Source organism: Pseudomonas saponiphila (assembly GCF_900105185.1).
In the GTDB taxonomy this organism is placed as follows: domain Bacteria; phylum Pseudomonadota; class Gammaproteobacteria; order Pseudomonadales; family Pseudomonadaceae; genus Aquipseudomonas; species Aquipseudomonas saponiphila.
Map to the genome: position 1 here is coordinate 1458952 of NZ_FNTJ01000002.1, position 23179 is coordinate 1482130.

Consider the following 23179-nt stretch of genomic DNA (forward strand, 5'->3'; position numbering starts at 1 on the left):
TTTGCCGTCATGAAAATATTTTCAAAAAACAGGTGAGGTCTTTGCGTTCGAGCTACGTGTAGTGCTTGAAAGTGCGACTAATTCGCATTCACGACTTTTTTACACGCGAGTCTCAAGCATGAAGTCCAGGGCACATTCGGCGGCAAACGCTTCGGTCAAACGGTGGTTCGGCGCTTCGGCGCTGGTGGTTTCAGGGGCGGCGCTGCTGCCTCTGAGTGTTGCATTGGCAGCCCAGGTCGGTGCCGAGCAACACAGCGCGCTGTTCAACTTTTCCATCGCGGCCAAGCCGTTGCCCCAAGCCCTGAGCGATTTCACCCGGGTCACCGGGATCAGCGTGGTCTACACCGACGACGCGCCCTACAGCCTCCAGGCACCTGCGATCAGCGGCCAGCTCAGCGCCGACCAGGCGCTGCAGCAGCTGTTGGGCAATTCCGGTTTCACCTACCGGCACAGCGATGCCCGCACCCTGGTTCTCGAACCCTTGCCGAAAAGCGCCGGGTTGAACCTGGCGCCCACCAGCATCACCGCCCAGGGGCCTGACGACAGCACCAGCTACCAGCCGCCGGCCACCACCTCGGTGGCCCGTAGCCAGGCGCTGAACCAGGAAATCCCGCAGATCATCAACGTGGTCCCGGCCCAGGTGCTGAAGGACCAGACCCCGCGCAACCTGGATGACGCCCTGAAGAACGTCAGTGGCATCACCCAGACCAACACCCTGGGCGGCACCCAGGACGCGGTGTTGCTGCGCGGTTTTGGCGACAACCGCAACGGTTCGATCATGCGCGACAGCATGCCGGTGGTGCAGGGCCGGGCGCTGAATGCCACGGCGGAGCGGGTTGAAGTGCTCAAGGGGCCGTCGTCGCTGCTGTACGGCATCCAGGACCCGGGCGGGGTGATCAACGTCGTCAGCAAGAAGCCTGAGTTGCAACAGTCCACTTCCTTGACCGTGCGCGGCTCGACCTACGGCTCGGGCAAGAACGGCAGCGGTGGCAGCCTGGACACCACCGGTCCGCTCGGCGACTCCGGGTTGGCCTACCGCTTGATCGTCGATCACGAAGACGAAGATTACTGGCGCAACTTCGGCACCCACCGCGAATCCCTGGTGGCGCCGTCCCTGGCCTGGTATGGCGAGAGCACCAAGGTGCTGCTGGCCTATGAACACCGCGAATTTCTGACCCCGTTCGACCGCGGCACGGCCATCGACCCCAAGACCAATCACCCGCTGGACATTCCCGCCACCCGGCGCCTGGACGAGCCGTTCAACAACATGGAAGGGCGCTCGGACCTGTATCGCTTCGAAGTCGACCACGAGCTCAGCGACGACTGGAAAGCCCACTTCGGCTACAGCTGGAACCGCGAAACCTACGACGCCAGCCAGGTGCGCCTGACCGCGGTGAATGCCAACGGCACCCTGACTCGAAGCATGGACGGCACCCAGGGCGCCCTGACCACCGACCGCTATGCCACCGCCAGCCTGGAAGGCAAGGTGCAACTGGGCGGCATGCAGCACGACCTGGTGTTCGGCCTGGACGACGAGTACCGCAAGATCTACCGCGCCGACCTGATCCGGCAGAAAAGCCGGACCACCTTCAACTACCTGAACCCGGTCTACGGTCGGGAAGTGGCCGGCACCACGGTCAGCGCCCCGGACAGCGACCAGACCGACCTGCTGCGCAGCGACTCGCTGTTCTTCCAGGACGCCATCCACCTCACCGACCAGTGGATCCTGGTGGGCGGCGGGCGCTTCCAGGAATACGACCAGTACGCCGGCAAGGGCCGGCCGTTCCACGCCAACACCGACAGCAACGGGCAGAAGTTCGTGCCCCGTGCCGGGCTGGTGTATCGCTACACCGACCAGCTGTCGTTCTACGGCAGCTACACCGAGTCGTTCAAACCCAACTCCAGCATCGCCCAGCTGGCTGGCGGCACCGCGGTGCTGGACGGCTCCATCGCCCCGGAAGAGGCCAAGTCCTGGGAGCTGGGCGCCAAACTCGACATCCCCGGGCGCATCACCGCCAGCGCGGCGCTGTTCGACATCACCAAGCGCAATGTGCTGGTGTCCACGGCCACCGCCACCGAGACCGTCACCAGCGTCGCCGGTGAAGTGCACTCCCAGGGCCTGGAGCTGGACCTGACCGGGCAGCTCACGGATCAGTGGAGCCTGATCGGCAGCTATGCCTACACCGACACCGAGGTGACCAAGGACACCCAGTACAAGGGCAAGCAACTGCAGAACGTGGCCAAGAACAGCGGCTCGCTGTCGGCGGTCTACGACTTCGGCAGCCTGATCGGCGGCGACCGCCTGCGGGTCGGCGCCGGGGCTCGTTATGTCGGCCAGCGCGCCGGGGACGCGCCCAACAGCTTCGACCTGCCGGGCTACACCGTGGCCGATGCCTTCGCCACCTACGACACCCGGCTCGAAGGGCAGAAGGTCAAGTTCCAGCTCAACGTGAAGAACCTGTTCGACAAGACCTACTACACCTCGTCGGCCAGCAAGTTCTTCGTGTCCATGGGTGATGCTCGCCAAGTATCGCTGTCCAGCACCCTGGAGTTCTGATGAAGGCCCTGACCCTGAGTGCGTTCCTGGCGTTTTGCGGCGTGGCCCAGGCCGCCTCGCCAACGGATGAGCGCCTGTACCACCGCGAGCAGCAAGTGCAGTTGCCGGGTGCCGGCAGCAGCTGGGGCTTTATCTCCCTGGACCCGACCCGGCCCTACCTTTACGTGGCCCGGCGCGAGAACGGCCTGAGCGTGTTCGATGTGGACAAGCAGCGTCTGCTGCGCACCGTCGAGCAATCACAGGGAGCCAACGGCGTGGTGGCGCTGCCCGAACTGAACCGTCTGCTGGTGCTCAACACCGACGGCAGCCTGGGGCTGGTGGAGTTATCCACACTCAAGCCGCTCAAGCGCATCGCCGTGACCCAGAGCAACCTCAATAGCGCGGTGTACGAGCCGCGCACCGGGCAGGTGATCATCGTCAGCGGGCGCCGGGCCGATCGTTCGACCCTGTTCGTGTTCGATCCCAAGGAGGAACGGATCACTGCGGCCCATGAGCTGGCGGTGAAGAAGATCGACCCCTTGCTGCTCAAGGGCGATGGCAGTTTCTTTTTGCCGATGCGCGACGAAGGCATCGTCGCGCGGTTGTCCTCCAGCAGCTTCAAGGTCCTGGATCGCTGGCAGTATCCCGACTGTCAGCGGCCCAGTGCCCTGGCCCAGGATGAACAGCGTGGGCGGCTGTTCGTCGCCTGCCGCGGTGAGCGGCCGCTGCTGCTGGTGCTCGACCGCGACAGCGGCGCGCTGAAGGCCAGCCTGCCGATCACCCGCGACGTCAACGCCCTGGCCTACGACCCCCAGGCCCGGCGCTTGCTGATTGCCAGCGGGGTGGACGCCAACCTCAGCGTCATCGCCCAGCTCGACGCCGACCGCTACCAGGCCCTGGGCAGCGTCAGCACCCAGCCCATGGCCTACAACATGGCATTCGACCCCCGCAGTCAGCGGGTCTATCTGGCGGCGATGGACTTCACCCAGCCGGCCGCCAGCCCGGCCGACCCCAAGCCGGATCCGCTGTTTCACGCCAATACCTTCAAGGTCATCACCCTGGCGCCCTAGTCGGCGCCCAGTGCCAGGGCTTGCGCTTGTGCCGCGCAGTCGCCGCTGGCGGTCAGGCCCTTGGCGCGGACGGCCAGTAACTCTTGCCGGGCGACGGCGAAGTCGGCCTGGAAGGTCGGGTCGGCGTGCAAGCGTGCCACGGTGGTCGCGCCGATCTCGCGGCCTTCGCGCACATCGCTGTACCAATGCACGTTGCACACCATGCGACTTTCCGAATAGGCCCGGCCACGGGCCCAGAGCGCGTTGCCGTGCTCGGGGGCCAGTTCGCTCAACAGCAGCGCCCAGGCCCAGCCGATGGCGCTGTGGCCCGATGGGTAGGAACCGTCCGCGGCCAGCTTGGCCTCATCTTCCGGGGTGCAGCTGGGCTGCTGGTTGTAGACGAAGGGCCGGCTGCGCTGGTAGCGCTTCTTGGCGCTGTAGGTGGCCAGCCCGGCGTCGGTCAGGGTCCGGCGCAAGACTCTGTACAACACTGGTGTGTGCTGTTCGCTGATTGGCGCATCCAAGGCACAGGAAAACGTCTCTGCGGCGGCGGGGAACTTCAGGTTGGCATCGCTGATAGCCAGCTCCCAGCGTTTTCCGCCGCGCAAGGCCTGGCTTTTTTCAGCCATGCGCTGGTCCAGAGCGAAGGCCGGAGTGCCCGGCGCAGGAGGTGGCGGCAACAGCGACAGACTATTGGGCAGATCCTGCTGTTTCAGATAACCGATCAAGTAACCCGGCCGGAACTCCGGGATATTTTCCACTGTACCGGTTTGTTTGGCTGCGACAGGGTTGAACAGGCTTATAAACAACAGGCTGGATAAACTTTTCAATAATAGGCGTTGCATGGAAATGGCACCTCCAGGTATTCGAATTGTTACATCGGCTCTGTGTATTGAGTTACTTGATGTTCCAGGAATAGTTGAACATCAAGCGGGTGTCGTCAGTGTCGCGAATGAAGTTCTTGGCGTAATTGGAACGATAGAGTGCACTGCGCAGGCGCACACTCAAGTTTTTCAGTGGGCCTTGTTGCACGACATAGCGCAGTTCATTATCCAGCTCCCATGATTTGCCAATAGTGCGGGTGCCGGTGATCTCGGCATGGCTGCCGGATATATAGCGACTATTGAGGCTCAGGCCCGGCAAGCCCAGGCTGGCGAAGTCATAGCCATAACGCAGGGCCCAGGAGCGCTCCTTGGCATTGGCGAAGTCGCCCAATATGGACAAGTTGATCAGGTTGGCATCGGCCCCCAGGATGTTGGCATACCCGGTGTCGCCCAACATTCGCTGGTAGGTCAGGCCAAGGCTGTGGCCCTTGTAGGCGTAGCCGAGCAACCCCTGCAATGCGCGGTTATCGATCTTGCCGCCCTTGGCATCGCCGTAGTCGTTCATCAGGCTCAGGCGCAGATCGCCGCTGAACGTTCCCGGTCCCCAGGGGCTCTTGCCGACCAGGGTGAAGACCTGCTGGCGGTAGATGTCCTCCAACTGGGCGACATGCACGCGAGCCAGCCATTGCTTGTGGAATCGGTAGTCGATGCCTGCCATGTCGAAGTGTTCCGCGGTTGCCCCCTGGCCTTGAAAGCGCCGGTTCAAGGGGCTCAGGGTCAGCGGGGTGTACTCCGTGGCGTTGCGCTGCATGACCCGGCTCAGGCGCCCGGCGGTCAATTCCAGGTCGTCGATTTCATTCGAGGTCAGCAGCCCGCCTTCGAAAACCTGCGGAAACAGGCGGCCGTCGTTGGGTTTCAGCGTCGGCAGTGTCGGTGGCACCAGGGCGCCGAACTTGAACTGGGTCTTGCTGGCCTTGAGCTTCCCGGCCAGGGCGAGTTTCCAATAGTCATCCTCGGCCCGGCCATTGCGCGCCACCTTCAGCAGCCCGGTGCCGCTTCGGCCGGGGGCGGAATCCAGCTTGATCCCGAGCATGCCGATGGCGTCGGCACCGACACCGATGCGGCCCTCGGTAAACCCCGAGTCCAGGTGCAGGAGGAAGCCTTGCGCCCATTCTTCTCGGGGCGGGGCGGTGCCTTCGCGATAGTCCCGGTTGAAGTAGTAGTTGCGCAGTTCCAGGCGAGCGCTGCTGTCGTCCAGCAGTTTGGCGTTCACCGGAACGGCCAGTATCGAGGCACACATTAGGGTCGAGCACTTGACCCATTGTCGTGGCAAGTTTCTTGAACGCATTGCATCGTCCTCTGTTCTTGTTGTTTTTGGAGTAAGGCGATTGACGACTGAGGTGTTGAGTTATTGCCGGTTCATTTAATTAATGAAGGTTTCGGGTGTTTGGTTGTGGGTGTGATGTTGCTGGGTGTTTCAATTGGTTGGCTTAAATGGTGTGTGGTTGTGTGTTGGACTTTTGCCTAATGCCAGGGGGTTCACGGTCTAAAGACTAAGTTAGGATTGAGGTTAAACAAGAATCATCACCTCTGTGAATGAAGTGGTAACTGAAGTTTTAAAATAATTACTTGTTTATGTTTTTGAGTGTCATATAAGAGCTTGTTGGAAGTGCTCTTTTATGGAAGGGCGTGTGGGATTTGTTTAATTGGTTTGTAAGAATCGTCTTGTTTAAGTAAGGAACTTGAGTCAATTACTGATTCAGGCGTACCCGCGTGGGTCTGGGCACAAGAAGGGGGCCGGCAGAGGTGGCTTATCGGTCGTCCGAACCTTGGCCCAGGAATGCCAGGCGATAGTCCCCCGGTGTTCCCCCCAGGGCCTGACGGAAGCGATTGCTGAAGTGGCTGGCGCTGGCAAAACCACAGGCCAGGGCGATCTCGCCCAGGGGCAGGGCCGTGCGGCTTAGCAACTGCCGGGCCCGGCTCAGGCGCCGGGCCAGGACGTATTGATGGGGTGGCAGGCCGAAGCTTGCGCGAAACATGCGGGCGAAGTGGTATTCGGAGAGGGCGCACAATCCCGCCAGTTGGCCCAGGCTCAGGGGCGCGTCCAGCTGGCTGTCGATGTAGTCCACCAGCAGGCGGCGCTGGTGCGCGGCCAGGCCGCCCTTGAGCCGGGCTCCCTGGTGCGGGCCCGCTTGATTGAGCAGGGCGTGGCTGAGCATCTCGTGGGCCAGGCTGCTGGTCAGCAGGCGCTCGCCGGGCTCGTCCCAGTTCAGGCGGACCAACTGCGCAAAGCGCCGGGTCTGCTCGGGGTCGTCGACGAAGGTGCTTTCGCGTAGGTGCATTTCCCGGGGTTCGCGGTCCAGCAGAGTGACGCAGCCCAGGGCGAATTGTTCGGGGCTGAAATACACGTGGGCCAGGCGGATATCGCCGTTGATCACCCAGGCCGACTGGTGCTCGGCGGGCAGGATGCACAGCTTGCCCGGGGCGCCCTTGCTGCCCGGCTGATCGCGGCGAAAGGTGCCGGTGCCGCCGGCCAGATAGCAGGACAGGGTGTGGTGACCGGGCGCCTGATATTCCTGGGCGTCGTGATGGTTGCTCCACAAGGCCGCGGACAAGCCGTCACCGAGCTCGGCGCTGTGCTCAAGGCGAGCATGGGGCGAGCGGTTGAGGGCTTGGAAGACTTGCAGAGTATCCAGTGCGGGCATGGTGGGGGCGTCAATCAACGGTCCGTTTACCGGTGTTTCGCATGCTACTCCGTCGTCCCTGCGCTGCCAGCCCCGGCCTGATAAAAAGCGCAAGTTTGTGCAAGCGCGCGAGGTCCGAGGGGCAGGACACTGCACACCTTGCCAAGGAGTCGCGCCATGAACCTATCGCTGTACCTATTGACCGTGCTGATCTGGGGCACCACCTGGATCGCCCTGAAACTGCAACTGGGGGTGGTGGCGATTCCGGTGTCCATCGTCTATCGCTTCGCCCTGGCGGCCCTGGTGCTGTTCGTCCTGCTGCTGCTCAGTCGCAAGCTGCAGCCGATGAACCGTCGTGGCCACCTGATCTGCCTGGCCCAGGGCCTGTGCCTGTTCTGCATCAACTTCATGTGCTTTCTGCACGCCAGCCAATGGATTCCCAGCGGCCTGGTGGCGGTGGTGTTTTCCACCGCGACCTTGTGGAACGCCCTCAATGCGCGGGTGTTCTTCGGCCAGAAGATCGCCCGCAACGTGTTGCTCGGCGGCGGCCTGGGGCTATTCGGGCTGGGGCTGCTGTTCTGGCCCGAGCTGGCGGGCCACAGCGCCAGCCCGCAGACCTTGCTGGGACTGGGCCTGGCCCTGCTCGGCACCCTGTGTTTCTCGGCGGGCAACATGCTCTCCAGCCTGCAGCAGAAAGCCGGGCTCAAGCCGCTGACCACCAATGCCTGGGGCATGGCCTACGGCGCGACGATGCTGGCGGTGTATTGCCTGGCCCAGGGCATTGCCTTCGACGTGGAGTGGAGCACCCGCTACATCGGCTCGCTGCTGTACCTGGTGATACCGGGTTCGGTGATCGGCTTTACCGCCTACCTGACCCTGGTGGGGCGCATGGGCCCGGAGCGGGCGGCGTACTGCACCGTGCTGTTTCCGGTGGTGGCGCTGAACGTCTCGGCCTTTGCCGAAGGCTACCAATGGACCGCCCCGGCGCTGGCCGGGCTGGTGCTGGTGATGCTGGGCAACGTCCTGGTGTTCCGCAAACCCAAGGCGCTGTTGACAGCCAAGGCCGCTACCGCCTGAGCAGGCGCTGGCTTGTGTAGGAGCTGGCTTGCCAGCGAACTCGGTTTCCGGATTTGCGCAGAACTTGCGGGCCCCTTCGCTGGCAAGCCGGCTCCTACGGGGCGGTGGTTGTGCAGGTGTTGGTTGTAGGAGCTGGCTTGCCAGCGAATTCGGTTTCCGGATTTGCGCAGAACTTGCGGGCCTCTTCGCCGGCAAGCCGGCTCCTACGGGGCGGTGGTGGCGCAGGCACTGGTTGTAGGAGCTGGCTTGCCAGCGAAGGGGCCATCGAGGCTATTGCGTCAGCCCTTCCACACCTGCGGGTTGACCAGGTCCTGCGGGCGTTCGCCCAGCAGGGCGCTGCGCAGGTTGGCCATGGCGCGGTTGGCCATGGCGTCGCGGGTCTCGGTGGTGGCCGAGCCGATATGCGGCAAGGTCACGGCGTTCTTCAGCTGGAACAGCGGCGATTCTGCCAACGGCTCCTTCTCGTACACATCCAGGCCGGCGCCACGGATCTGGCCTTTCTGCAAGGCGTCGATCAGCGCCGGTTCATCCACCACCGGACCACGGGAAATGTTCACCAGGATCGCGCTGGGCTTCATCAGCGCCAGTTCGCGATGGCTGATCAAATGCCGGGTCTGCTCGCTCAACGGCACCACCAGGCAGACGAAATCCGCCTCGGCCAAGAGTTGCTCCAGGCTGCGAAACTGCGCCCCCAGCTCCTGCTCCAGGGCCTCCTTGCGGCTGTTGCCGCTGTAGAGAATCGGCATGCCGAAGCCCAAACGCCCGCGGCGGGCGATGGCCGCGCCAATGTTGCCCATGCCGACGATGCCCAGGGTCTTGCCGTGCACATCGCAACCGAACAGCGCCGGGCCGACGCTGGCCTGCCATTGTCCGGCCTTGGTCCAGGCATCCAGCTCGGCCACCCGGCGAGCGCTGCCCATGAGCAGGGCGAAGGCCAGGTCGGCGGTGCTTTCGGTGAGCACGTCCGGGGTGTTGGTGAGCATCAGCCCGCGTTCGTTGAAATAGCCCAGGTCATAGTTGTCGTAACCCACCGAGATGCTCGACACCACTTCCAGCTGCGCGGCGTTTTCCAACTGCGCGCGCCCCAGCTTGCGGCCGACGCCGATCAGGCCGTGGGCCCGGGGCAGGGCCTCATTGAACTGCGCGGCGATGTCCCCGAGCTTGGGGTTGGGGACGATGACCTCGAAGTCCTGTTGCAGGCGTTCGGTCATCTCGGGGGTGATGCGGCTGAAGGCAAGTACAGTCTTTTTCATCGCGGGAAGGCTCGTCAGGCGGGTGGGAATGCCAAGCAAGCTAACATTTTTGCCGCCGCCGCCAAAGCGCCCGCCACGGGCCGGCTTGTTGTAGGAGCTGGCTTGTTGTAGGAGCTGGCTTGCCAGCGAAGGCGGCCCCCGGGTTTGCGCCGGACGTGCGGCCCTCTTCGCCGGCAAGCCGGCTCCTGCGGGTGGGGCGGTGGTTTGGGCGGGCGCCCTGGCAGTCAATTGGCCAGGCGGGCACCGGTGAGGCTGCTGCTCAGTTCGTAAGCCGCCAGTTCCGCCTGGTGCGCAGCGAGGATCTCCGGCAGGGAGCCGCGCAGGTATTCGACCCAGGTCTTGATCTTGGCGTCCAGGTACTGGCGCGACGGGTAGATGGCGTACAGGTTCAGCTCCTGGGAGCGGTACTTGGGCATCACCCGCACCAGGGTGCCGTTGCGCAGGCCTTCGATGGCGGCATACACCGGCAGCACGCCAATGCCCATGCCGCTGATGATCGCAGTCTTCATCGCGTCGGCGGAGTTCACCAGGAACGGCGAGCTGTTGATGGTGACCATTTCCTGGCCTTCCGGGCCGTCGAAGGCCCACTTCTCCAGGGGAATCACCGGGCTCACCAGGCGCAGGCAGGCGTGGTTCAGCAGGTCGCTGGGCTTTAGCGGGCAGCCATTGGCTTTCACATAGGCCGGGGAGGCGCAGACGATGCTGTAGGTGATCCCCAGGCGCTGGGAGACGAACCCCGAGTCCGGCAGCTCGCTGGCCAGGACGATGGACACATCGTAGCCCTCGTCCAGAAGGTCCGGCACGCGGTTGGCCAGGGTCAGGTCGAAGGTCACGTCCGGGTGCGACTTGCGGTAGCGGGCGATGGCGTCGATCACGAAGTGCTGGCCGATGCCGGTCATGGTGTGCACTTTCAACTGGCCGGCGGGGCGGGCGTGGGCGTCGCTGGCCTCGGCCTCGGCTTCTTCGACGTAGGCCAGGATCTGCTCGCAACGCAGCAGGTAGCGTTTGCCGGCTTCGGTCAGGGCGATACGGCGGGTGGTGCGGTTGAGCAGGCGGGTTTGCAGGTGAGCCTCTAGATTGGAGACTGCGCGCGAGACGTTGGCCGTGGTGGTATCCAGCTGCACCGCGGCGGCGGTGAAACTGCCGGCTTCGGCCACACAACTGAAGGCACGCATGTTTTGCAAAGTGTCCATGGGGTGCTCTCTGGGGAGATGGCAAATTGTGACACGAAGTTACGGGGGCTTGGATAGGCGACCAAGGGATTATCGCGTTTACGGTAACAAAGAATCACAGGAATCCCTGCTTATCGCCGCCCCAGACGCCCCCTAGAATTGCCCCGATCCGTAGGAGTCGGCATGCCGGCGGTCCGCGCAACGCGGTGTAGCAGGCGTCTCGCTGCGCTGGCCGGCCGACTTCCACGAGAGAAATACTCCCCCCCGATCTTCAGGAATTCGCAGCAGTGCCGCGTCGCATCAGCAGAGGGTTCAAGACCCTCAGTGTTTGGGCTTTATCGTTAGCAATCAGCGGCTGCATCGGAACCGGAGGCATTGCCCCACAAGGCAAGACACTTCCCGCTAATACCTTGGCCACCGACGAGGCGATCAAGAGCGCCGCGCAAGATGCCCACTGGCCCAGTGCCCAGTGGTGGCAGGCCTACGGCGACCCGCAGTTGAACCGCTGGATCAGCCTCGCCGTGCAAGGCAGCCCGAGCCTGGCCATGGCCGCCGCCCGGGTGCGCCAGGCCAAGGCCCTGGCCGGTATCGCCGAGTCGGCCGAGTCGCTGCAGATCAACGGCGACGCCACCCTCAAGCGCCACAACTGGCCCACCGATCAGTTCTACGGCCCCGGCGCCCTGGCCAACACCACCACCTGGGACAACAACGCGGCCCTGGGCTTGAGTTATGCCCTGGACCTCTGGGGCCGCGAAAGCAACAACACCGAGCGCGCCGTCGACCTGGCCCACATGAGCGTGGCCGAAGCCCGCCAGGCCCAGCTGGAGCTGGTGAACAACGTGGTGCGCAGCTATATCCAGCTGTCCTTGCACTTCGCCCAGCGCGATATCGTCGCCGCCACCCTCAAGCAGCAGCAACAGATCCTGGCCCTGGCGCAACGGCGCCTGGACGGCGGCCTGGGCACCCATTTCGAAGTCAGCCAGGCCGAGGCGCCGCTGCCGGAAACCCATCGCCAACTGGACGCCCTGGACGAAGCAATCGCCCTGACCCGCAACCAACTGGCGGCCCTGGCCGGCAAGGGCCCGGGGGAGGGCGCGCAGTTGCAGCGGCCGAGCCTGTCCCTGGGCGCCGCGCTGAAACTGCCCTCGGCCCTGCCCGCCGAACTGCTGGGGCAACGCCCGGACGTGGTCGCCAGCCGCTGGCAGGTGGCGGCCCAGGCTCGCGGCATCGATGTGGCTCACGCCGGCTTCTACCCCAACGTCGACCTGGTGGGCAGCATCGGCTTCATGGCCACTGGCGGTGGCGCCCTGGAGTTCCTCACTGGCAAGAAGCTCAACTACAGCGTCGGCCCGGCCATCAGCCTGCCGATTTTCGACGGCGGCCGCCTGCGCTCGCAGCTGGGTGAAGCCGCGGCCGGCTACGACCTGGCCGTGGCCAAGTACAACCAGACCCTGGTGGACGCGCTGAAAAGCATCTCCGACCAGCTGATCCGCCGCGAGTCCATGGACAAGCAGCAAGTCTTCGCCGCCGAGTCGGTGGCTGCGGCGCAGAAGACCTACGACATCGCCACCGTGGCCTTCCAGCGCGGCCTGACCGACTACCTGAATGTGCTCAACGCCCAGAGCCTGCTGTTTCACCAGCAGCAGATCCAGCAACAGGTGCAGGCCGCGCGCCTGACCGTCCAGGCGGACCTGGTGACGGCCCTGGGCGGCGGGCTTGAAGCCGGCCGCGACGTACCCGCGGACAATCGCACCCAGGCACCCAAGACCCCCGCGGCCCTGGCCGTGTTCGACCACTGAAGCAGGCTCCCATGACTTCCTTGCCCGCCCCTTTGCGCTGGCTGTACTCCCTTGAATGGCGCCGGGGTTTCTTCGACTGGGCGCGCAGCGACGGCGTGACCTGGGTCTACATCTTCAAGGTGCTGGCCGCCGCGTTCCTCACCCTGTGGCTGGCCATGCGCCTGGAACTGCCGCAACCGCGCACGGCGATGATCACCGTGTTCATCGTCATGCAGCCGCAAAGCGGCCAGGTGTTCGCCAAGAGCTTCTACCGCTTTCTCGGCACCCTGACCGGCTCGGCGGTGATGGTGGCGCTGATCGCCCTGTTCGCCCAGAACACCGAGCTGTTCCTCGGTTCCCTGGCGATCTGGGTCGGCATCTGTTCGGCCGGTGCCGCGCGCTGTCGCAACTTCCGCGCCTACGGTTTCGTCCTCGCCGGCTACACCGCGGCGATGGTCGGACTGCCGGCCCTGGCCCATCCGGAAGGCGCCTTCATGGCGGCGGTGTGGCGGGTGCTGGAGATCTCCCTGGGGATTCTCTGCTCGACCCTGGTCAGCGCCGCGATCCTGCCGCAGACCGCCAGCGCCGCGATGCGCAACGCCCTGTACCAGCGCTTCGGAGTGTTCGCCCTGTTCGTCACCGACGGCCTGCGCGGGCGTAGCCAGCGCGACAGTTTTGAAAGCAGCAACGTGCGCTTCATCGCCGAGGCCGTGGGCCTGGAAGGGCTGCGCAGCGTCACCGTGTTCGAAGACCCGCACATGCGTCGGCGCAACGGCCGCCTGAGCCGCCTGAACAGCGAGTTCATGGGCATCACCACGCGCTTCAACGCCCTGCACCAGTTGCTCGAACGCCTGCGCAGCAGCGGTGCCGATCACGTGGTGGCGGCGATCAAACCCGGGCTCTACGACCTGGCGGAGTTGCTCGACGGCTTTTCCGGCCGGGCTCTCACCAGCCCTGATGCGGCGCGCCTGGCCACCGCCCTGGCGACCTACAAGAGCGAGCTGCCGGCGCGGGTGCGCAGTCTGCGCGCGGCGTTCCAGGAGACTGGCCCGAGCGACGCCGAGCAGTTGGATTTCCACACCGCCTACGAGCTGCTCTACCGCTTCGTCGACGAGATGCACAGCTATGCCCAGACCCACGCCTCCCTGGCCGACCACAGCCACGAACGCGAGCGCTGGGACGAGCCCTACACGCCGCAAACCAACTGGTTGGCCAGTGCCGCTTCGGGCATTCGCGCGGCCTTCGTGCTGCTGGTACTGGGCAGCTATTGGGTGGCCACGGCCTGGCCCAGCGGCGCCACCATGACCCTGATCGCCGCCGCCACCATCGGCCTTTCCGCCGCCACGCCGAACCCCAAGCGCATGGCCTTCCAGATGGCCTGCGGGACCTTTGTCGGCGCCCTGGTGGGCTTCGTTGAAATGTTCTTCGTGTTCCCCTGGATCGACGGCTTCCCGCTGCTGTGCCTGATGCTGGCGCCGGTGATCGTGCTCGGTTCGTTCCTCGCTTCCAGGCCCAAGTACGCCGGGGTCGGCCTGGGCCTGCTGATCTTTTTCAGCACCGGTTCGGTGCCGGACAACCTGACCGTGTACAACCCCTACACCTTCATCAACGACTACATCGCCATGGTCATGGGCATGCTGGTCTGCGCTGCCGCCGGGGCGATCATCCTGCCGCCCAACAGCCGTTGGCTGTGGCGGCGCCTGGAGCAGGACCTGCGCGGCCAGGTGGTGTACGCCATCAGCGGCAAGCTCAAGGGCCTGGCGTCGAGCTTCGAGAGCCGCACCCGCGACCTGCTGCACCAGGCCTATGGCCTGGCGGTGGGCCAGCCCAAGGTGCAGAGCGAACTGCTGCGCTGGATGTTCGTGGTGCTGGAAGTCGGTCACGCCATCATCGAGTTACGCAAGGAGCAGGCGATCCTCCCGGTGCACCCGGCCTATGCCGAATCCCAGCCCTGGCGCCAGGCGATCCGGGTCATGGGCCGCTCCCTGGTGCGGCTGTTTTTGCAACCGAGCCAGAGCAACCTGGAGCGCGGCCTGATCGCCGTGGACCACGCTATCAGCCGGGTCCAGGCCACTGACGAGCCCTTCGCCCCGCACTTCGACACCTCGGCCCTGCGCCGGGTCAAGAGCTACCTGCACTTCATTCGTACTTCACTGCTCGATCCGCAATCGCCGCTGGCGGCCTATGCCGTGGCCAAGCCGGCGGCGCCTGCACCCCAAGGACTTGACCATGCCTCGTGAAATCGCCTTCCACGGCGTTTACATGCCCACCATGACCCTGATGTTCTTCATCGCCGCGGCCCTGGCCTGGGCCCTGGACCGGTTCATCTCCGGCTATGACCTGTATCGCTTCTTCTGGCACCCGGCGCTGCTGCGCCTGAGCCTGTTCTGCTGTCTGTTCGGCGCCATGGCGCTCACTGTCTACCGTTGAGATCCCCGCAATGAAAAAGTTTTTCAGCCTGCTCGCCACCCTGCTCGTGCTGGCCCTGGCCCTGTGGATCGGCTGCACCCTGTGGGAGCACTACATGTACACCCCCTGGACCCGTGACGGCCGGGTGCGGGCGGACATCATCAACGTCGCCGCCGACGTCACCGGCGAAGTGGTGGACGTGCCGGTCAAGGACAACCAACTGGTGCACAAGGGCGACCTGCTGATGCAGATCGACCCCGAGCACTACCAGATCGCGGTCAAGCAGGCGCAGTCGCTGGTGGCGTCGAAGAAGGCCACCTGGGAGATGCGCAAGGTCAACGCCAAGCGCCGCGCCGACATGGACAACCTGGTGATCTCCAAGGAAAACCGCGACGACGCCGGCAACATCGCCGACTCGGCCCTGGCCGACTACCAGCACGCCCAGGCCCAGCTGGAAGCGGCGGAGCTCAACCTCAAGCGCACCCAGGTGCGGGCGGCGGTGGACGGCTACGTGACCAACCTCAACGTGCACCGCGGCGACTACGCGCGCATCGGCGAGGCGAAAATGGCCGTGGTCGACATGAACTCGTTCTGGGTTTACGGCTTCTTCGAGGAAACCAAGCTGCCCCACGTGCGCGTCGGGGATAAAGCGGACATGCAATTGATGAGCGGTCAGGTGCTCAAGGGCCACGTGGAAAGCATTTCCCGCGGCATCTACGACCGCGACAACCCGGAAAGCCGCGAACTGATCGCCGACGTCAACCCGACCTTCAACTGGGTGCGCCTGGCCCAGCGGGTGCCGGTACGCATCCACATTGATGAAGTGCCGGAGGGCGTGCTGCTGGCGGCGGGCATCACCTGCACCGTCATCGTCAACCCCGAGCCGTTGTAGGAACAGGGGCGGAAACCCTAGGAACTGCACGGTCTGCCTGACTGCTGTAGGAGCTGGCTTGCCAGCGAAGGCGTCCGCCCAGGCGATGCAAGACTCAAGGGCCTCTTCGCCGGCAAGCCGGCTCCTACAGGGAACTGCACGGTCTGCCTGACTGCTGTAGGAGCTGGCTTGCCAGCGAAGGCGTCCGCTCGGGCGATGCAAGGCTCAAGGGCCTCTTCGCCGGCAAGCCGGCTCCTACAGGGAAATGCACGGTCTGCCTGACTGCTGTAGGAGCTGGCTTGCCAGCGAAGGCGTCCGCTCAGGCAATGCAGGGCTCAAGGGCCCCTTCGCCGGCAAGCCGGCTCCTACGATGGAGGGGGGGCCGTTATTTGTAGCTTTTCTGCATGATCGCCAGGGACTTCTTCGCCGCCGCTTCCAGGCCGTCGTCGACGTGGTTGATGACCGCCACCAGCTTCGGGTTCTGCAGCACGTCGACACCGGGGTAACGTTGCTGGGCCAGGCGCGAGACGATGATGTACTGGGTCACCGCGTAATGCAGCTTGAACTGGCCGCTGTCCCGGGCCTTGGCGATGGCCGCTTTGACAAAGGCCTGGCGCTGGGCCGTGGTCATGCCCTGGAACAGGTCGGGGAGATCGAAATGGATCTCGGCGGAGAAAATCGCCACCTCCTCATCCCGCGCTTCGTCATACATCACCTGTTTGCTGGTCACGCGCTGCTTGAGGTCGGCAAAGCGCTGTTCACCTGCGGCCAGTTGCTCCGGACTCATCTTGCCTTTCAGGGCGTCCAGCTGGCTGGTGTCTTCGGTGTTGTCGATGATCTTCAGCCAGGCGTAGGCCTTGACCAGGTCGCCGGATTCTTCGGCGGCGTCGGCCAGGCTCTGCTGCGGTTCCGGGTTGCCGTGCAGCGCCGAGCGCTCCAGCCAGCGCAGCGCCAGGTCGCGGTCCTTGGGAATGTCCTTGTCGCCGAACCAGTAGGTGGCGTACATGCCGTACTCGGCGCACCAGTCGTTCTGCGACGCCGAGTAGGCGATGTAGTTGAAGGACTCGCGGCCATGGCGAAGCAGCCCTTGGCGTTCTTGTAGTCCTCGATCTCGTTCAGCTTGTAACCGATGCCGTACAGCAGATCGGCCTCCATGGCCGGGTTGCAGTATTCGTTGGCGCTGACCTTGGGCAAGACGCTGTCCAGCGTCAGCTTGGGCAGGGTGTCATTCAGGTCGGGGACTTTCGGTTCGGTGTTTTCCGCAGGCGTGGAGGCGCAGGCCGCCAGCAAGACAGCTAATGCCAGTGGCAGCGCGTTGAACAATTTCAATGGGTATTCCCTGATCGGCGAATGAAAAAAGCGCGCATGAAATCAGGCAGTGACAGGACGGGAGAGGGTGGAGCGTTAGCCATTCCGTGCTTGGGTGTCGATAGCAGCGATTCCATGCGGCGAGCGCATTCTACTGGGAATGCGCGGGGGCACAATCCGCACCGCGCCGCTGCTGTAGGAGCTGGCTTGCCAGCGAAGGCGCCGACATGGGCGATGCAAGGCTTGCGGGCCCTTTCGCCGGCAAGCCGGCTCCTACGAGGGGAGGTGTTGGCTGTGTAGGAGCTGGCTTGCCAGCGAAGGCGCCGGCATGGGCGATGCAAGGCTTGCGGGTCCTTTCGCCGGCAAGCCGGCTCCTACGGGAGGTCAGAGTTTGGCGCTCAATCCGAAGCGCTTCATCAGCACCTTCTCCAGCAAACCCTTGGGCAGCAGGTTGGCCAGCAGCGGCAGGGCGCGGCTGCCATTGCCCAGGCGCACCAGGCGCGGCGGATTGTGCTGTTGCACGGCCTTGAGCAAGCCGGCGGCAAATTCGCTGGCGGGGGTGGGTTTGTCCTGGGAGGCCTTGGCCCGGGCGCGGATGCCCTCGCGCAGCGGCCACCAGGGCGATTGTTCGTTGAGCAGTTGCTCGGCTTCATGCCCGGCGTTCTTGGCAAAGCTCGACGCAATGGCCCCGGGCTGCACTTCCATGACCCGAATGCCGAACGGCGCCAGCTCCATGCGCAGGGCGTCGCTCAAGGCATGCACCGCGGCCTTCGAGGCACAGTAGGCGCCGGCAAACGGCGTCACCAGCACCCCGGATACGCTGCCGATATTCACCACCAGGCCACGGCTGCGGCGCAGCACCGGGAACATCGCCCGGGTCACCCCGACCAGGGAAAACACATTGGTTTCGAATTGACGCTGCATGGCGTCCACACCGCCATCCAGCAGCGGGCCCATGGCGCCGTAACCGGCGTTGTTGATCAGCACATCCAGGCCGCCGTACTGCTGGTTGATCTTCTCGCCCAAGGCGCCGAGCGCCGGGCCGTCATTCACGTCCAGTTGGATGGCGGTAAAACCGGCGGCTTGCAGGGTGGCAACGTCCTCGGCCTTGCGAGCGGTGGCGAGCACGGTGAAACCGGCGTTCTTGAAGGCGTCCGCCAGGGCGCGGCCGATGCCGCTGGAACAACCGGTGATCAAGGCTACAGGCATGGCGCGGTCCTTGTGCTGGGTAAGGGGAAGGGCGAATCAGTCGGAGAAACTACCCTGCAGACGCTCGGCGCGAAACTCCAGGGTTTGCGGGCGATAGCCCGGGCGCAGCGGTGGCAGCGGCAGACAATCCTGCCAACTGGCGCCGGCCTGCAACTCGCCGGGGCCACGGTAGCGTGGGGCGCTGTATTGGTTGTCGGCGAGGTTGACCGTATCCCCCGGAGCATAGGCGGCGACCCGCCAGCGCAGCTCGACCAGGGGCACCTTGTTGCCGTTGTTGAGCTTGACCTGCAATGGCCGGTCGGCGGGGCAGTGGTCCGGCGCATAGATCAGGCGCAGTTCCAGACGCGCCAGTTGCTGGGCTTCGCGGTTATCCAGCCAGACCACCCAGCAGGCCACCAGGGCCAGGCCGAACGCGGCGGCCAGGGACACGGGCAGGGCTTTGGCGGGATAGCGCAGAAGCAGGATCAGCCAGGTGATGACCAGCAGAACGCCGATGAACATGACGCGAGCCTCGGGGAAAAGGAAGGGACATCCTACCTAAGCGTAGGTGGGGTTGGCGATGGAGGAAGGCTGTGAAACAGACTTAAAACCTGCACCCGCGATTGAGCTGATGCCCCGCAGTGCCCCAGGCAAGGATGTTCCCAACACCCGTGGCTTGGACATAAACTGCGACGCCTTTGTCGTTGCTCCGTATCGAACCCGGGACTAGCCTTTGAGCGTCGCTGCCAACTCAGCGGCCGGGCTTGGTAACCCGTGTTGATACAGGCGCAACAGCGCCCCATTTCATAATTGCAGGCGCTTTTTTTGTGTCTGCACACTCGTGCAATGGCGGCTGTGCGTGGGAGGGCTTGTCCCTGCCGGGTTCCTGTATCTCCGGTTTACCAACCTGCGCACGGCTGCCACCCATTCGCTTGGTAACGAACGTGGCAGCTCTCACTTCGATATGGGGGTTCAACCATGTGCGCTATCAAGACCTCGGGCTTCGTCACCTTTGGTTCCTGTGGTGATGCCGATCAGTCCCTGTTCCGCGTCAATGCCGATGTGCCTCTGTTGCAGGCGCTGGAGCACGCGTCGACCCTGCTGTACTACGCCAAGAAACTCGCCCTGGATGCGGCCATGGAAGACCAGGGCGAGCGTTACGCCTGGGCCGCGCATTTCCTGGCGGAGATGGGCAAGGCGGTGATCGATGACGTGGGATTGGGAATGAAGGAAGAGGTGTTGCAGGCCTGATCGCAGCTTCTTGATCAGGACGTCGAAAGGGCGCTACGTCTTCGTGGGAGGGGGTAGCGCTTTTTCTTGGCGCTTGAAGCTCGCCCCTTGCCCCTTGCCCCTGCTTCAAAAAAAATCCCCCTGTCCAACCGCCTGCGGATAGGGGACGCAGGCACCTGGAAAGGGGGAGCACAAAGGTCTTACCAACACGACTCCCTGCTTTTTCTTGCAGCTTGCCGCTCGAAGCTAACGGCTGCTTCTACTTGCAGCTTGCCGCTTGAAACTTGCCGCTGCGCTTACTGCGCTATGGTTTTCACCGAAACGCCCCGCTCCACCGGCGTCGAGCGCCCGTAGATATCCTCAAACCGCTCGATATCGTCCTCACCCAAATAACTGCCCGATTGCACCTCGATGATCTCCAGCGGGATCTTCCCTGGGTTGCGCAAACGGTGCACCGAGGCAATCGGGATGTAGGTGGACTGGTTCTCGGTGAGCAGGAACACGTTCTCGTCACAGGTGACTTCGGCGGTGCCGCTGACCACGATCCAGTGTTCGGCGCGGTGGTGGTGCATCTGCAGCGACAGGCAGGCCCCCGGCTTGACCGAGATGTGCTTGACCTGGAAGCGTCCGCCCATGTCCACCGAGTCGTAGGAGCCCCACGGGCGGTAGACCTCGCAGTGGTTCTGGGTTTCGCTGCGGCCCTGTTGGTTGAGGGTGTTGACCATCTGTTTCACCCCTTGGACCTTGTCCTTGTGGGCAATCATCATGGCGTCCTTGGTTTCCACCACCACGATGTTTTCCAGGCCGATCACCGACACCAGTTTGCCGTTGCCGTGGATCATGCAGTTCTTGCTGTCCTGGATCACCACGTCGCCTTTGCTGACGTTGCCGTTGGCGTCCTTTTCATGCACGTCCCACAGCGACGACCAGCAGCCGACGTCGCTCCAGCCGGCGCTCAGGGGCACCACGCAGGCGCGCTGGGTCTTTTCCATCACCGCGTAGTCGATGGAGTTGTCCGGGCAGCAGGCGAAGGTGGCTTCGTCGATGCTTACGCTGTCCGGGTCCTGTTGGCTGCGCTCCAGGGTCAACAGGCAGGTGTCGTAGATGTCCGGATCGTGTTTCTTCAGCTCTTCGAGGAAGCGGCTGGCGCGGAACAGGAACATGCCGCTGTTCCAGAAGTAGCCGCCGGCCTGGACGAACTCGTTGGCGCGTTTTTCATCAGGCTTCTCGACGAATTGCGCGACCCGGCTGATGCCTTCCGGCAGCAGGGCATCGTTGGCCGATTTGATGTAGCCGTAGCCGGTTTCCGGTTTGCTCGCCGGCACGCCGAACAGCACCATTTCGCCGCGCTCGGCGGCCACGGTGGCCAGGGCCAGGGCCCGCTGCAGGGCTTTCTGGTCGTCGAGCACGTGGTCGGCGGGCAGCACCAGCATCAGTTCGTCGCGGCCTTCGTTGACCAGCATCATCGCGGTCAGGGCCACGGCCGGGGCGGTGTTGCGGCCGAAGGGCTCCATGAGGATGCGTTGGGCTTCCAGATTACGGTTGGCCAACTGTTCGTTGACGATGAAGCGGTGGTCCTTGTTGCAGACCACGATCGGGGTGTCCATGCCTTCGAACACCAGGCGCTCCAGGGTTTGCTGGAACAACGTGTGTTCGCCGGTCAGGGCGAGGAATTGCTTGGGGAACTGCTTGCGCGAAAGCGGCCAAAGACGTGAGCCGCTACCACCTGACAAGATCACCGGAATCATGTTGTTACTCCTTTAAACATCGTATGGGTTAGAGCTACTGCGTTCTGTCGTTTCACTCTTGTTTTTGTTGCGTGTCCGGAGGCGCTGCCTACCTTCTGTAGGAGCCGGCTTGCCGGCGAAGGGGCCCCTGAGGACGCCTTCGCTGGCAAGCCAGCTCCTACGAGAGGCGGGAATGGCGTGCATCCGGAAATTCGTTAGCGAGTCGAGACGGGGCGTTTTACCCAGACTGGCGACAGGCTCGAACCTGAACCGGTGACGTAGAGCACCGCCGCTTCGCCGCGCTCCAGGGCCACGGGCTTGAGGTCGCTGACTTTTTTCTCGCCGTCATACAGGGCGAAGCTGACCTTCACCGGGTTGATCTCGCGCTCGCCGCGGCCTTTGGCGGCCACCGCCTTGACCACGTCGGTCTTGCCGTCGGCGGTCTTCAGGGTCAGGGCCTGGTCGCTGAGGTTCTGCACCCGCACCAGGGATTTCTGCTTGTTCTTGAACGGCGGCTCTTCGATCAGTTGCGGCTGGCCGCTGGCGTTGTTGACCAGGGTGTAATAGTGATCGGCGGCGAGTTTCACCGGCACGCTCTGGCTGCCCACCTTGGCGCTGTAGTCGCCGCCGGGCATGAAGCTGAAGTCGCTGCTGGCCAGAGGCGCGAGGTCGTTGATGCTGGTGCTGCCCACCGTGGCGCTGACTTCGCTGTTGCTGGCGTTGTACAGGCGCACGAAGGTCGAGCCCTTGGGCGCGGTGGGGCCGTACAGCGCGGCGTCGCCACCGGCGAAGGCCGACAGGGACAGGACGCTCATGCCGGCAGCCAGGGTGATTGCTTGGGCGAGACGGCGAGGAGTAGTGATGAAAGTCATGAGTGTTACCTCTTTTTTCAGTTTTGCGCCCGATCGGGCGTCTCGGATTTCGGAGTGTTGCTGGCTAGGTTTTGCTGGCGAGCACCGGCTTGCTTGAGTTCTGCGACCCACTGCGGGTCGGCGTCGCCGATTTCGTTGTTGATGGGCAGATAGCGTTCAGGGAATTCCCAGATCAGCACCTGGGGCGGGTGGTTCTTGAAGTCGTCGCTTTTCAGGTAGCCGAGCATCGGCAGGATCGGCCCGTGGCCGTCTTCGGCGTAGCTCAGCACGTCGCTGTGCAGGGCCTGTTTCAGGGCACCGACGAAGTTCCAGCTGGGGTTGGCGCTGTAGCTGGTGCCCACCAGGGTCACCGGCACTTCGTGGTCGGCGAATAGCGTGTCGTCGGCGGCCGGCGCTTCCTCGCTGGCGTGGGTCACGCGCTTTTGCAGGGGCTCTTCGGCGGGCATCAGGTGTTCGAACAGCGGGTCCAGGGGCAGGAAGCGCCGCAGGTCGCCCTGATGCTTCACGGTCTCTTGGGTTTGGGTGACGAAGCGTTGTGGCGGGCCGCTGAGCGGGGTCTTGGCGGCGATGGCCTGGGCCAGTTGCCGGGCGACGACTTCGGCGCCGGCCGGGGTCCAGTGGGTGTCGGTGCGCAGGAATACTTGCTGGCCCTGTTGCTTGGCCTGTTGCAAAGGCCCAAGCAGGTCGGGGGCGAGGATCTTGTCGGCGGCGACCCGGGCATGGAAGTCCTGGTAGAGGTTGGCGTGGATCCGCGCCGGGCGTACCTGGTCCAGGTGTTCCGGGTACAGGCGGGCCTTGGCCGGGACGATGGCCATCACCAGTTTCACCCCGTGCGCCTTCAAGGTCTGGCGCACGCCTTCCACCAGGGCGTAGTTGCCCTGCAGGTTGAGTTCCTCGTTGACCACCGGGTTGAACTCTTCATCGCTGTACAGCCACTGGTCGCGGCCCAGTACCACCCCGGGGCGACCTTCGTTGAACAGCTTGAAGTCCAGGGCGGCCCACAGGTTGGTGCCCAGGCGCTTGATCGGGAACTGGTCGTCGTAGTGGGTTTCCACGGCCTTGGCCCAGCGCCCGTTGAGCACGCTGGCGTCGCTGTTGGTACTGAAGCCGAAGAAGCTGCGCACCGACCACAGCCCCAGCACCAGCAGGGTCAGCAGGAACAGGGCGATGTACAACACGCGTAATGAGCGGGTCATGGGCA

The 23179-nt window shown here is 64.1% G+C and carries 20 protein-coding genes; 9 read left to right on the forward strand and 11 right to left on the reverse strand.

Features of this window, described 5'->3' with window-relative positions:
* Nucleotides 1-118: 118 nt before the first annotated feature.
* Nucleotides 119-2557, forward strand: coding sequence for a TonB-dependent siderophore receptor (locus BLV47_RS28525; protein ID WP_092319751.1), 2439 nt, complete (start codon nt 119-121; stop codon nt 2555-2557).
* Nucleotides 2557-3606 carry a YncE family protein gene (locus tag BLV47_RS28530; RefSeq protein WP_092319753.1) on the forward strand — a complete coding sequence of 350 codons (1050 nt, stop codon included), beginning with the start codon at nt 2557-2559 and terminating at the stop codon, nt 3604-3606. The genes BLV47_RS28525 and BLV47_RS28530 overlap by 1 nt, the downstream gene beginning before the upstream one ends.
* Here BLV47_RS28530 and BLV47_RS28535 read toward each other — a convergent pair.
* From BLV47_RS28535 to BLV47_RS28545, 3 genes are all read right to left on the reverse strand, one after another.
* Nucleotides 3603-4346 carry an acid phosphatase gene (locus BLV47_RS28535; protein WP_244168962.1) on the reverse strand — a complete coding sequence of 248 codons (744 nt, stop codon included), beginning with the start codon at nt 4344-4346 and terminating at the stop codon, nt 3603-3605. The genes BLV47_RS28530 and BLV47_RS28535 overlap by 4 nt on opposite strands.
* Nucleotides 4347-4482: 136 nt before the next feature.
* Nucleotides 4483-5757, reverse strand: coding sequence for an OprD family porin (locus BLV47_RS28540; RefSeq protein WP_092319757.1), 1275 nt, complete (start codon nt 5755-5757; stop codon nt 4483-4485).
* A 463-nt stretch (nt 5758-6220) separates the two neighbouring features.
* Complete coding sequence (locus tag BLV47_RS28545) at nt 6221-7114, reverse strand: helix-turn-helix transcriptional regulator (protein WP_092319759.1); 894 nt, start codon at nt 7112-7114, stop codon at nt 6221-6223.
* Nucleotides 7115-7270: 156 nt separating this feature from the next.
* On the opposite strand from BLV47_RS28545, the gene BLV47_RS28550 reads away from it, so the two are divergent.
* Entirely contained in the window at nt 7271-8170 is a 900-nt protein-coding gene (locus BLV47_RS28550) for a DMT family transporter (protein ID WP_092319761.1), read from the forward strand.
* Nucleotides 8171-8448: 278 nt separating this feature from the next.
* On the opposite strand, the gene BLV47_RS28555 is transcribed toward BLV47_RS28550, so the two are convergent.
* Nucleotides 8449-9423, reverse strand: coding sequence for a 2-hydroxyacid dehydrogenase (locus tag BLV47_RS28555; protein WP_092320582.1), 975 nt, complete (start codon nt 9421-9423; stop codon nt 8449-8451).
* A 224-nt stretch (nt 9424-9647) separates the two neighbouring features.
* The gene (locus tag BLV47_RS28560) at nt 9648-10616 is read right to left on the reverse strand and encodes a LysR family transcriptional regulator (protein ID WP_092319763.1); all 969 of its coding nucleotides are present in this window, start codon (nt 10614-10616) and stop codon (nt 9648-9650) included.
* Nucleotides 10617-10882: 266 nt separating this feature from the next.
* Here BLV47_RS28560 and BLV47_RS28565 point away from each other — a divergent pair, with 266 nt between their 5' ends.
* Genes BLV47_RS28565 through BLV47_RS28580 form a run of 4 tightly spaced genes read left to right on the forward strand, consistent with a single transcriptional unit; the run spans nt 10883 to nt 15674 of the window.
* Nucleotides 10883-12394: an efflux transporter outer membrane subunit gene (locus BLV47_RS28565; protein WP_092319765.1), complete on the forward strand. Its 1512-nt coding sequence runs from the start codon at nt 10883-10885 to the stop codon at nt 12392-12394.
* An 11-nt stretch (nt 12395-12405) separates the two neighbouring features.
* A complete protein-coding gene (locus tag BLV47_RS28570; protein WP_092319767.1) occupies nt 12406-14613 on the forward strand; it encodes an FUSC family protein in 2208 nt (735 codons plus the stop codon).
* On the forward strand, nt 14603-14803 hold the full coding sequence (locus tag BLV47_RS28575; RefSeq protein ID WP_007930063.1) for a DUF1656 domain-containing protein: 201 nt from the start codon (nt 14603-14605) through the stop codon (nt 14801-14803). Before BLV47_RS28570 ends, BLV47_RS28575 begins: the two co-directional genes overlap by 11 nt.
* Nucleotides 14804-14813: 10 nt before the next feature.
* Nucleotides 14814-15674: an efflux RND transporter periplasmic adaptor subunit gene (locus tag BLV47_RS28580; RefSeq protein ID WP_092319769.1), complete on the forward strand. Its 861-nt coding sequence runs from the start codon at nt 14814-14816 to the stop codon at nt 15672-15674.
* 364 nt (nt 15675-16038) lie between these two features.
* On the opposite strand, the gene BLV47_RS36615 is transcribed toward BLV47_RS28580, so the two are convergent.
* On the reverse strand, nt 16039-16659 hold the full coding sequence (locus BLV47_RS36615; protein WP_244168963.1) for a hypothetical protein: 621 nt from the start codon (nt 16657-16659) through the stop codon (nt 16039-16041).
* Nucleotides 16660-16806: 147 nt separating this feature from the next.
* Here BLV47_RS36615 and BLV47_RS36620 point away from each other — a divergent pair, with 147 nt between their 5' ends.
* Entirely contained in the window at nt 16807-17007 is a 201-nt protein-coding gene (locus BLV47_RS36620; RefSeq protein WP_244168964.1) for a hypothetical protein, read from the forward strand.
* A gap of 338 nt (nt 17008-17345) precedes the next feature.
* Here BLV47_RS36620 and BLV47_RS28590 read toward each other — a convergent pair whose 3' ends face one another.
* Both BLV47_RS28590 and BLV47_RS28595 read right to left on the reverse strand, forming a co-directional pair.
* A complete protein-coding gene (locus tag BLV47_RS28590) occupies nt 17346-18170 on the reverse strand; it encodes an SDR family oxidoreductase (RefSeq protein ID WP_092319771.1) in 825 nt (274 codons plus the stop codon).
* A 36-nt stretch (nt 18171-18206) separates the two neighbouring features.
* On the reverse strand, nt 18207-18671 hold the full coding sequence (locus BLV47_RS28595; protein ID WP_092319773.1) for a multidrug transporter: 465 nt from the start codon (nt 18669-18671) through the stop codon (nt 18207-18209).
* 456 nt (nt 18672-19127) lie between these two features.
* Here BLV47_RS28595 and BLV47_RS28600 point away from each other — a divergent pair, with 456 nt between their 5' ends.
* The gene (locus BLV47_RS28600) at nt 19128-19400 is read left to right on the forward strand and encodes a DUF3077 domain-containing protein (protein ID WP_092319775.1); all 273 of its coding nucleotides are present in this window, start codon (nt 19128-19130) and stop codon (nt 19398-19400) included.
* 275 nt (nt 19401-19675) lie between these two features.
* On the opposite strand, the gene BLV47_RS28605 is transcribed toward BLV47_RS28600, so the two are convergent.
* The 3 genes from BLV47_RS28605 to BLV47_RS28615 all read right to left on the reverse strand — a co-directional run bounded on the left by BLV47_RS28605 (nt 19676) and on the right by BLV47_RS28615 (nt 23174).
* Entirely contained in the window at nt 19676-21127 is a 1452-nt protein-coding gene (locus tag BLV47_RS28605; RefSeq protein WP_092319777.1) for a mannose-1-phosphate guanylyltransferase/mannose-6-phosphate isomerase, read from the reverse strand.
* A 194-nt stretch (nt 21128-21321) separates the two neighbouring features.
* Nucleotides 21322-21978, reverse strand: a complete 657-nt coding sequence (locus tag BLV47_RS28610; RefSeq protein ID WP_092319779.1) for an alginate O-acetyltransferase AlgF — start codon at nt 21976-21978, stop codon at nt 21322-21324.
* Between the two features lie 17 nt (nt 21979-21995).
* Nucleotides 21996-23174: an alginate O-acetyltransferase gene (locus BLV47_RS28615; protein WP_092319781.1), complete on the reverse strand. Its 1179-nt coding sequence runs from the start codon at nt 23172-23174 to the stop codon at nt 21996-21998.
* Nucleotides 23175-23179: the final 5 nt, after the last annotated feature.

Coding starts and splice junctions, on each gene's coding strand:
- BLV47_RS28560 (WP_092319763.1), bottom strand. CDS start 10,616: ATGGACACTTTGCAAAACATGCGTGCCTTCAGTTGTGTGGCCGAAGCC.
- BLV47_RS28540 (WP_092319757.1), bottom strand. CDS start 5,757: ATGCGTTCAAGAAACTTGCCACGACAATGGGTCAAGTGCTCGACCCTA.
- BLV47_RS28525 (WP_092319751.1), top strand. CDS start 119: ATGAAGTCCAGGGCACATTCGGCGGCAAACGCTTCGGTCAAACGGTGG.
- BLV47_RS28570 (WP_092319767.1), top strand. CDS start 12,406: ATGACTTCCTTGCCCGCCCCTTTGCGCTGGCTGTACTCCCTTGAATGG.
- BLV47_RS28580 (WP_092319769.1), top strand. CDS start 14,814: ATGAAAAAGTTTTTCAGCCTGCTCGCCACCCTGCTCGTGCTGGCCCTG.
- BLV47_RS28600 (WP_092319775.1), top strand. CDS start 19,128: ATGTGCGCTATCAAGACCTCGGGCTTCGTCACCTTTGGTTCCTGTGGT.
- BLV47_RS28575 (WP_007930063.1), top strand. CDS start 14,603: ATGCCTCGTGAAATCGCCTTCCACGGCGTTTACATGCCCACCATGACC.
- BLV47_RS28530 (WP_092319753.1), top strand. CDS start 2,557: ATGAAGGCCCTGACCCTGAGTGCGTTCCTGGCGTTTTGCGGCGTGGCC.
- BLV47_RS36620 (WP_244168964.1), top strand. CDS start 16,807: ATGGCCGGGTTGCAGTATTCGTTGGCGCTGACCTTGGGCAAGACGCTG.
- BLV47_RS36615 (WP_244168963.1), bottom strand. CDS start 16,659: ATGTACGCCACCTACTGGTTCGGCGACAAGGACATTCCCAAGGACCGC.
- BLV47_RS28610 (WP_092319779.1), bottom strand. CDS start 21,978: ATGACTTTCATCACTACTCCTCGCCGTCTCGCCCAAGCAATCACCCTG.
- BLV47_RS28550 (WP_092319761.1), top strand. CDS start 7,271: ATGAACCTATCGCTGTACCTATTGACCGTGCTGATCTGGGGCACCACC.
- BLV47_RS28605 (WP_092319777.1), bottom strand. CDS start 21,127: ATGATTCCGGTGATCTTGTCAGGTGGTAGCGGCTCACGTCTTTGGCCG.
- BLV47_RS28595 (WP_092319773.1), bottom strand. CDS start 18,671: ATGTTCATCGGCGTTCTGCTGGTCATCACCTGGCTGATCCTGCTTCTG.
- BLV47_RS28615 (WP_092319781.1), bottom strand. CDS start 23,174: ATGACCCGCTCATTACGCGTGTTGTACATCGCCCTGTTCCTGCTGACC.
- BLV47_RS28555 (WP_092320582.1), bottom strand. CDS start 9,423: ATGAAAAAGACTGTACTTGCCTTCAGCCGCATCACCCCCGAGATGACC.
- BLV47_RS28590 (WP_092319771.1), bottom strand. CDS start 18,170: ATGCCTGTAGCCTTGATCACCGGTTGTTCCAGCGGCATCGGCCGCGCC.
- BLV47_RS28545 (WP_092319759.1), bottom strand. CDS start 7,114: ATGCCCGCACTGGATACTCTGCAAGTCTTCCAAGCCCTCAACCGCTCG.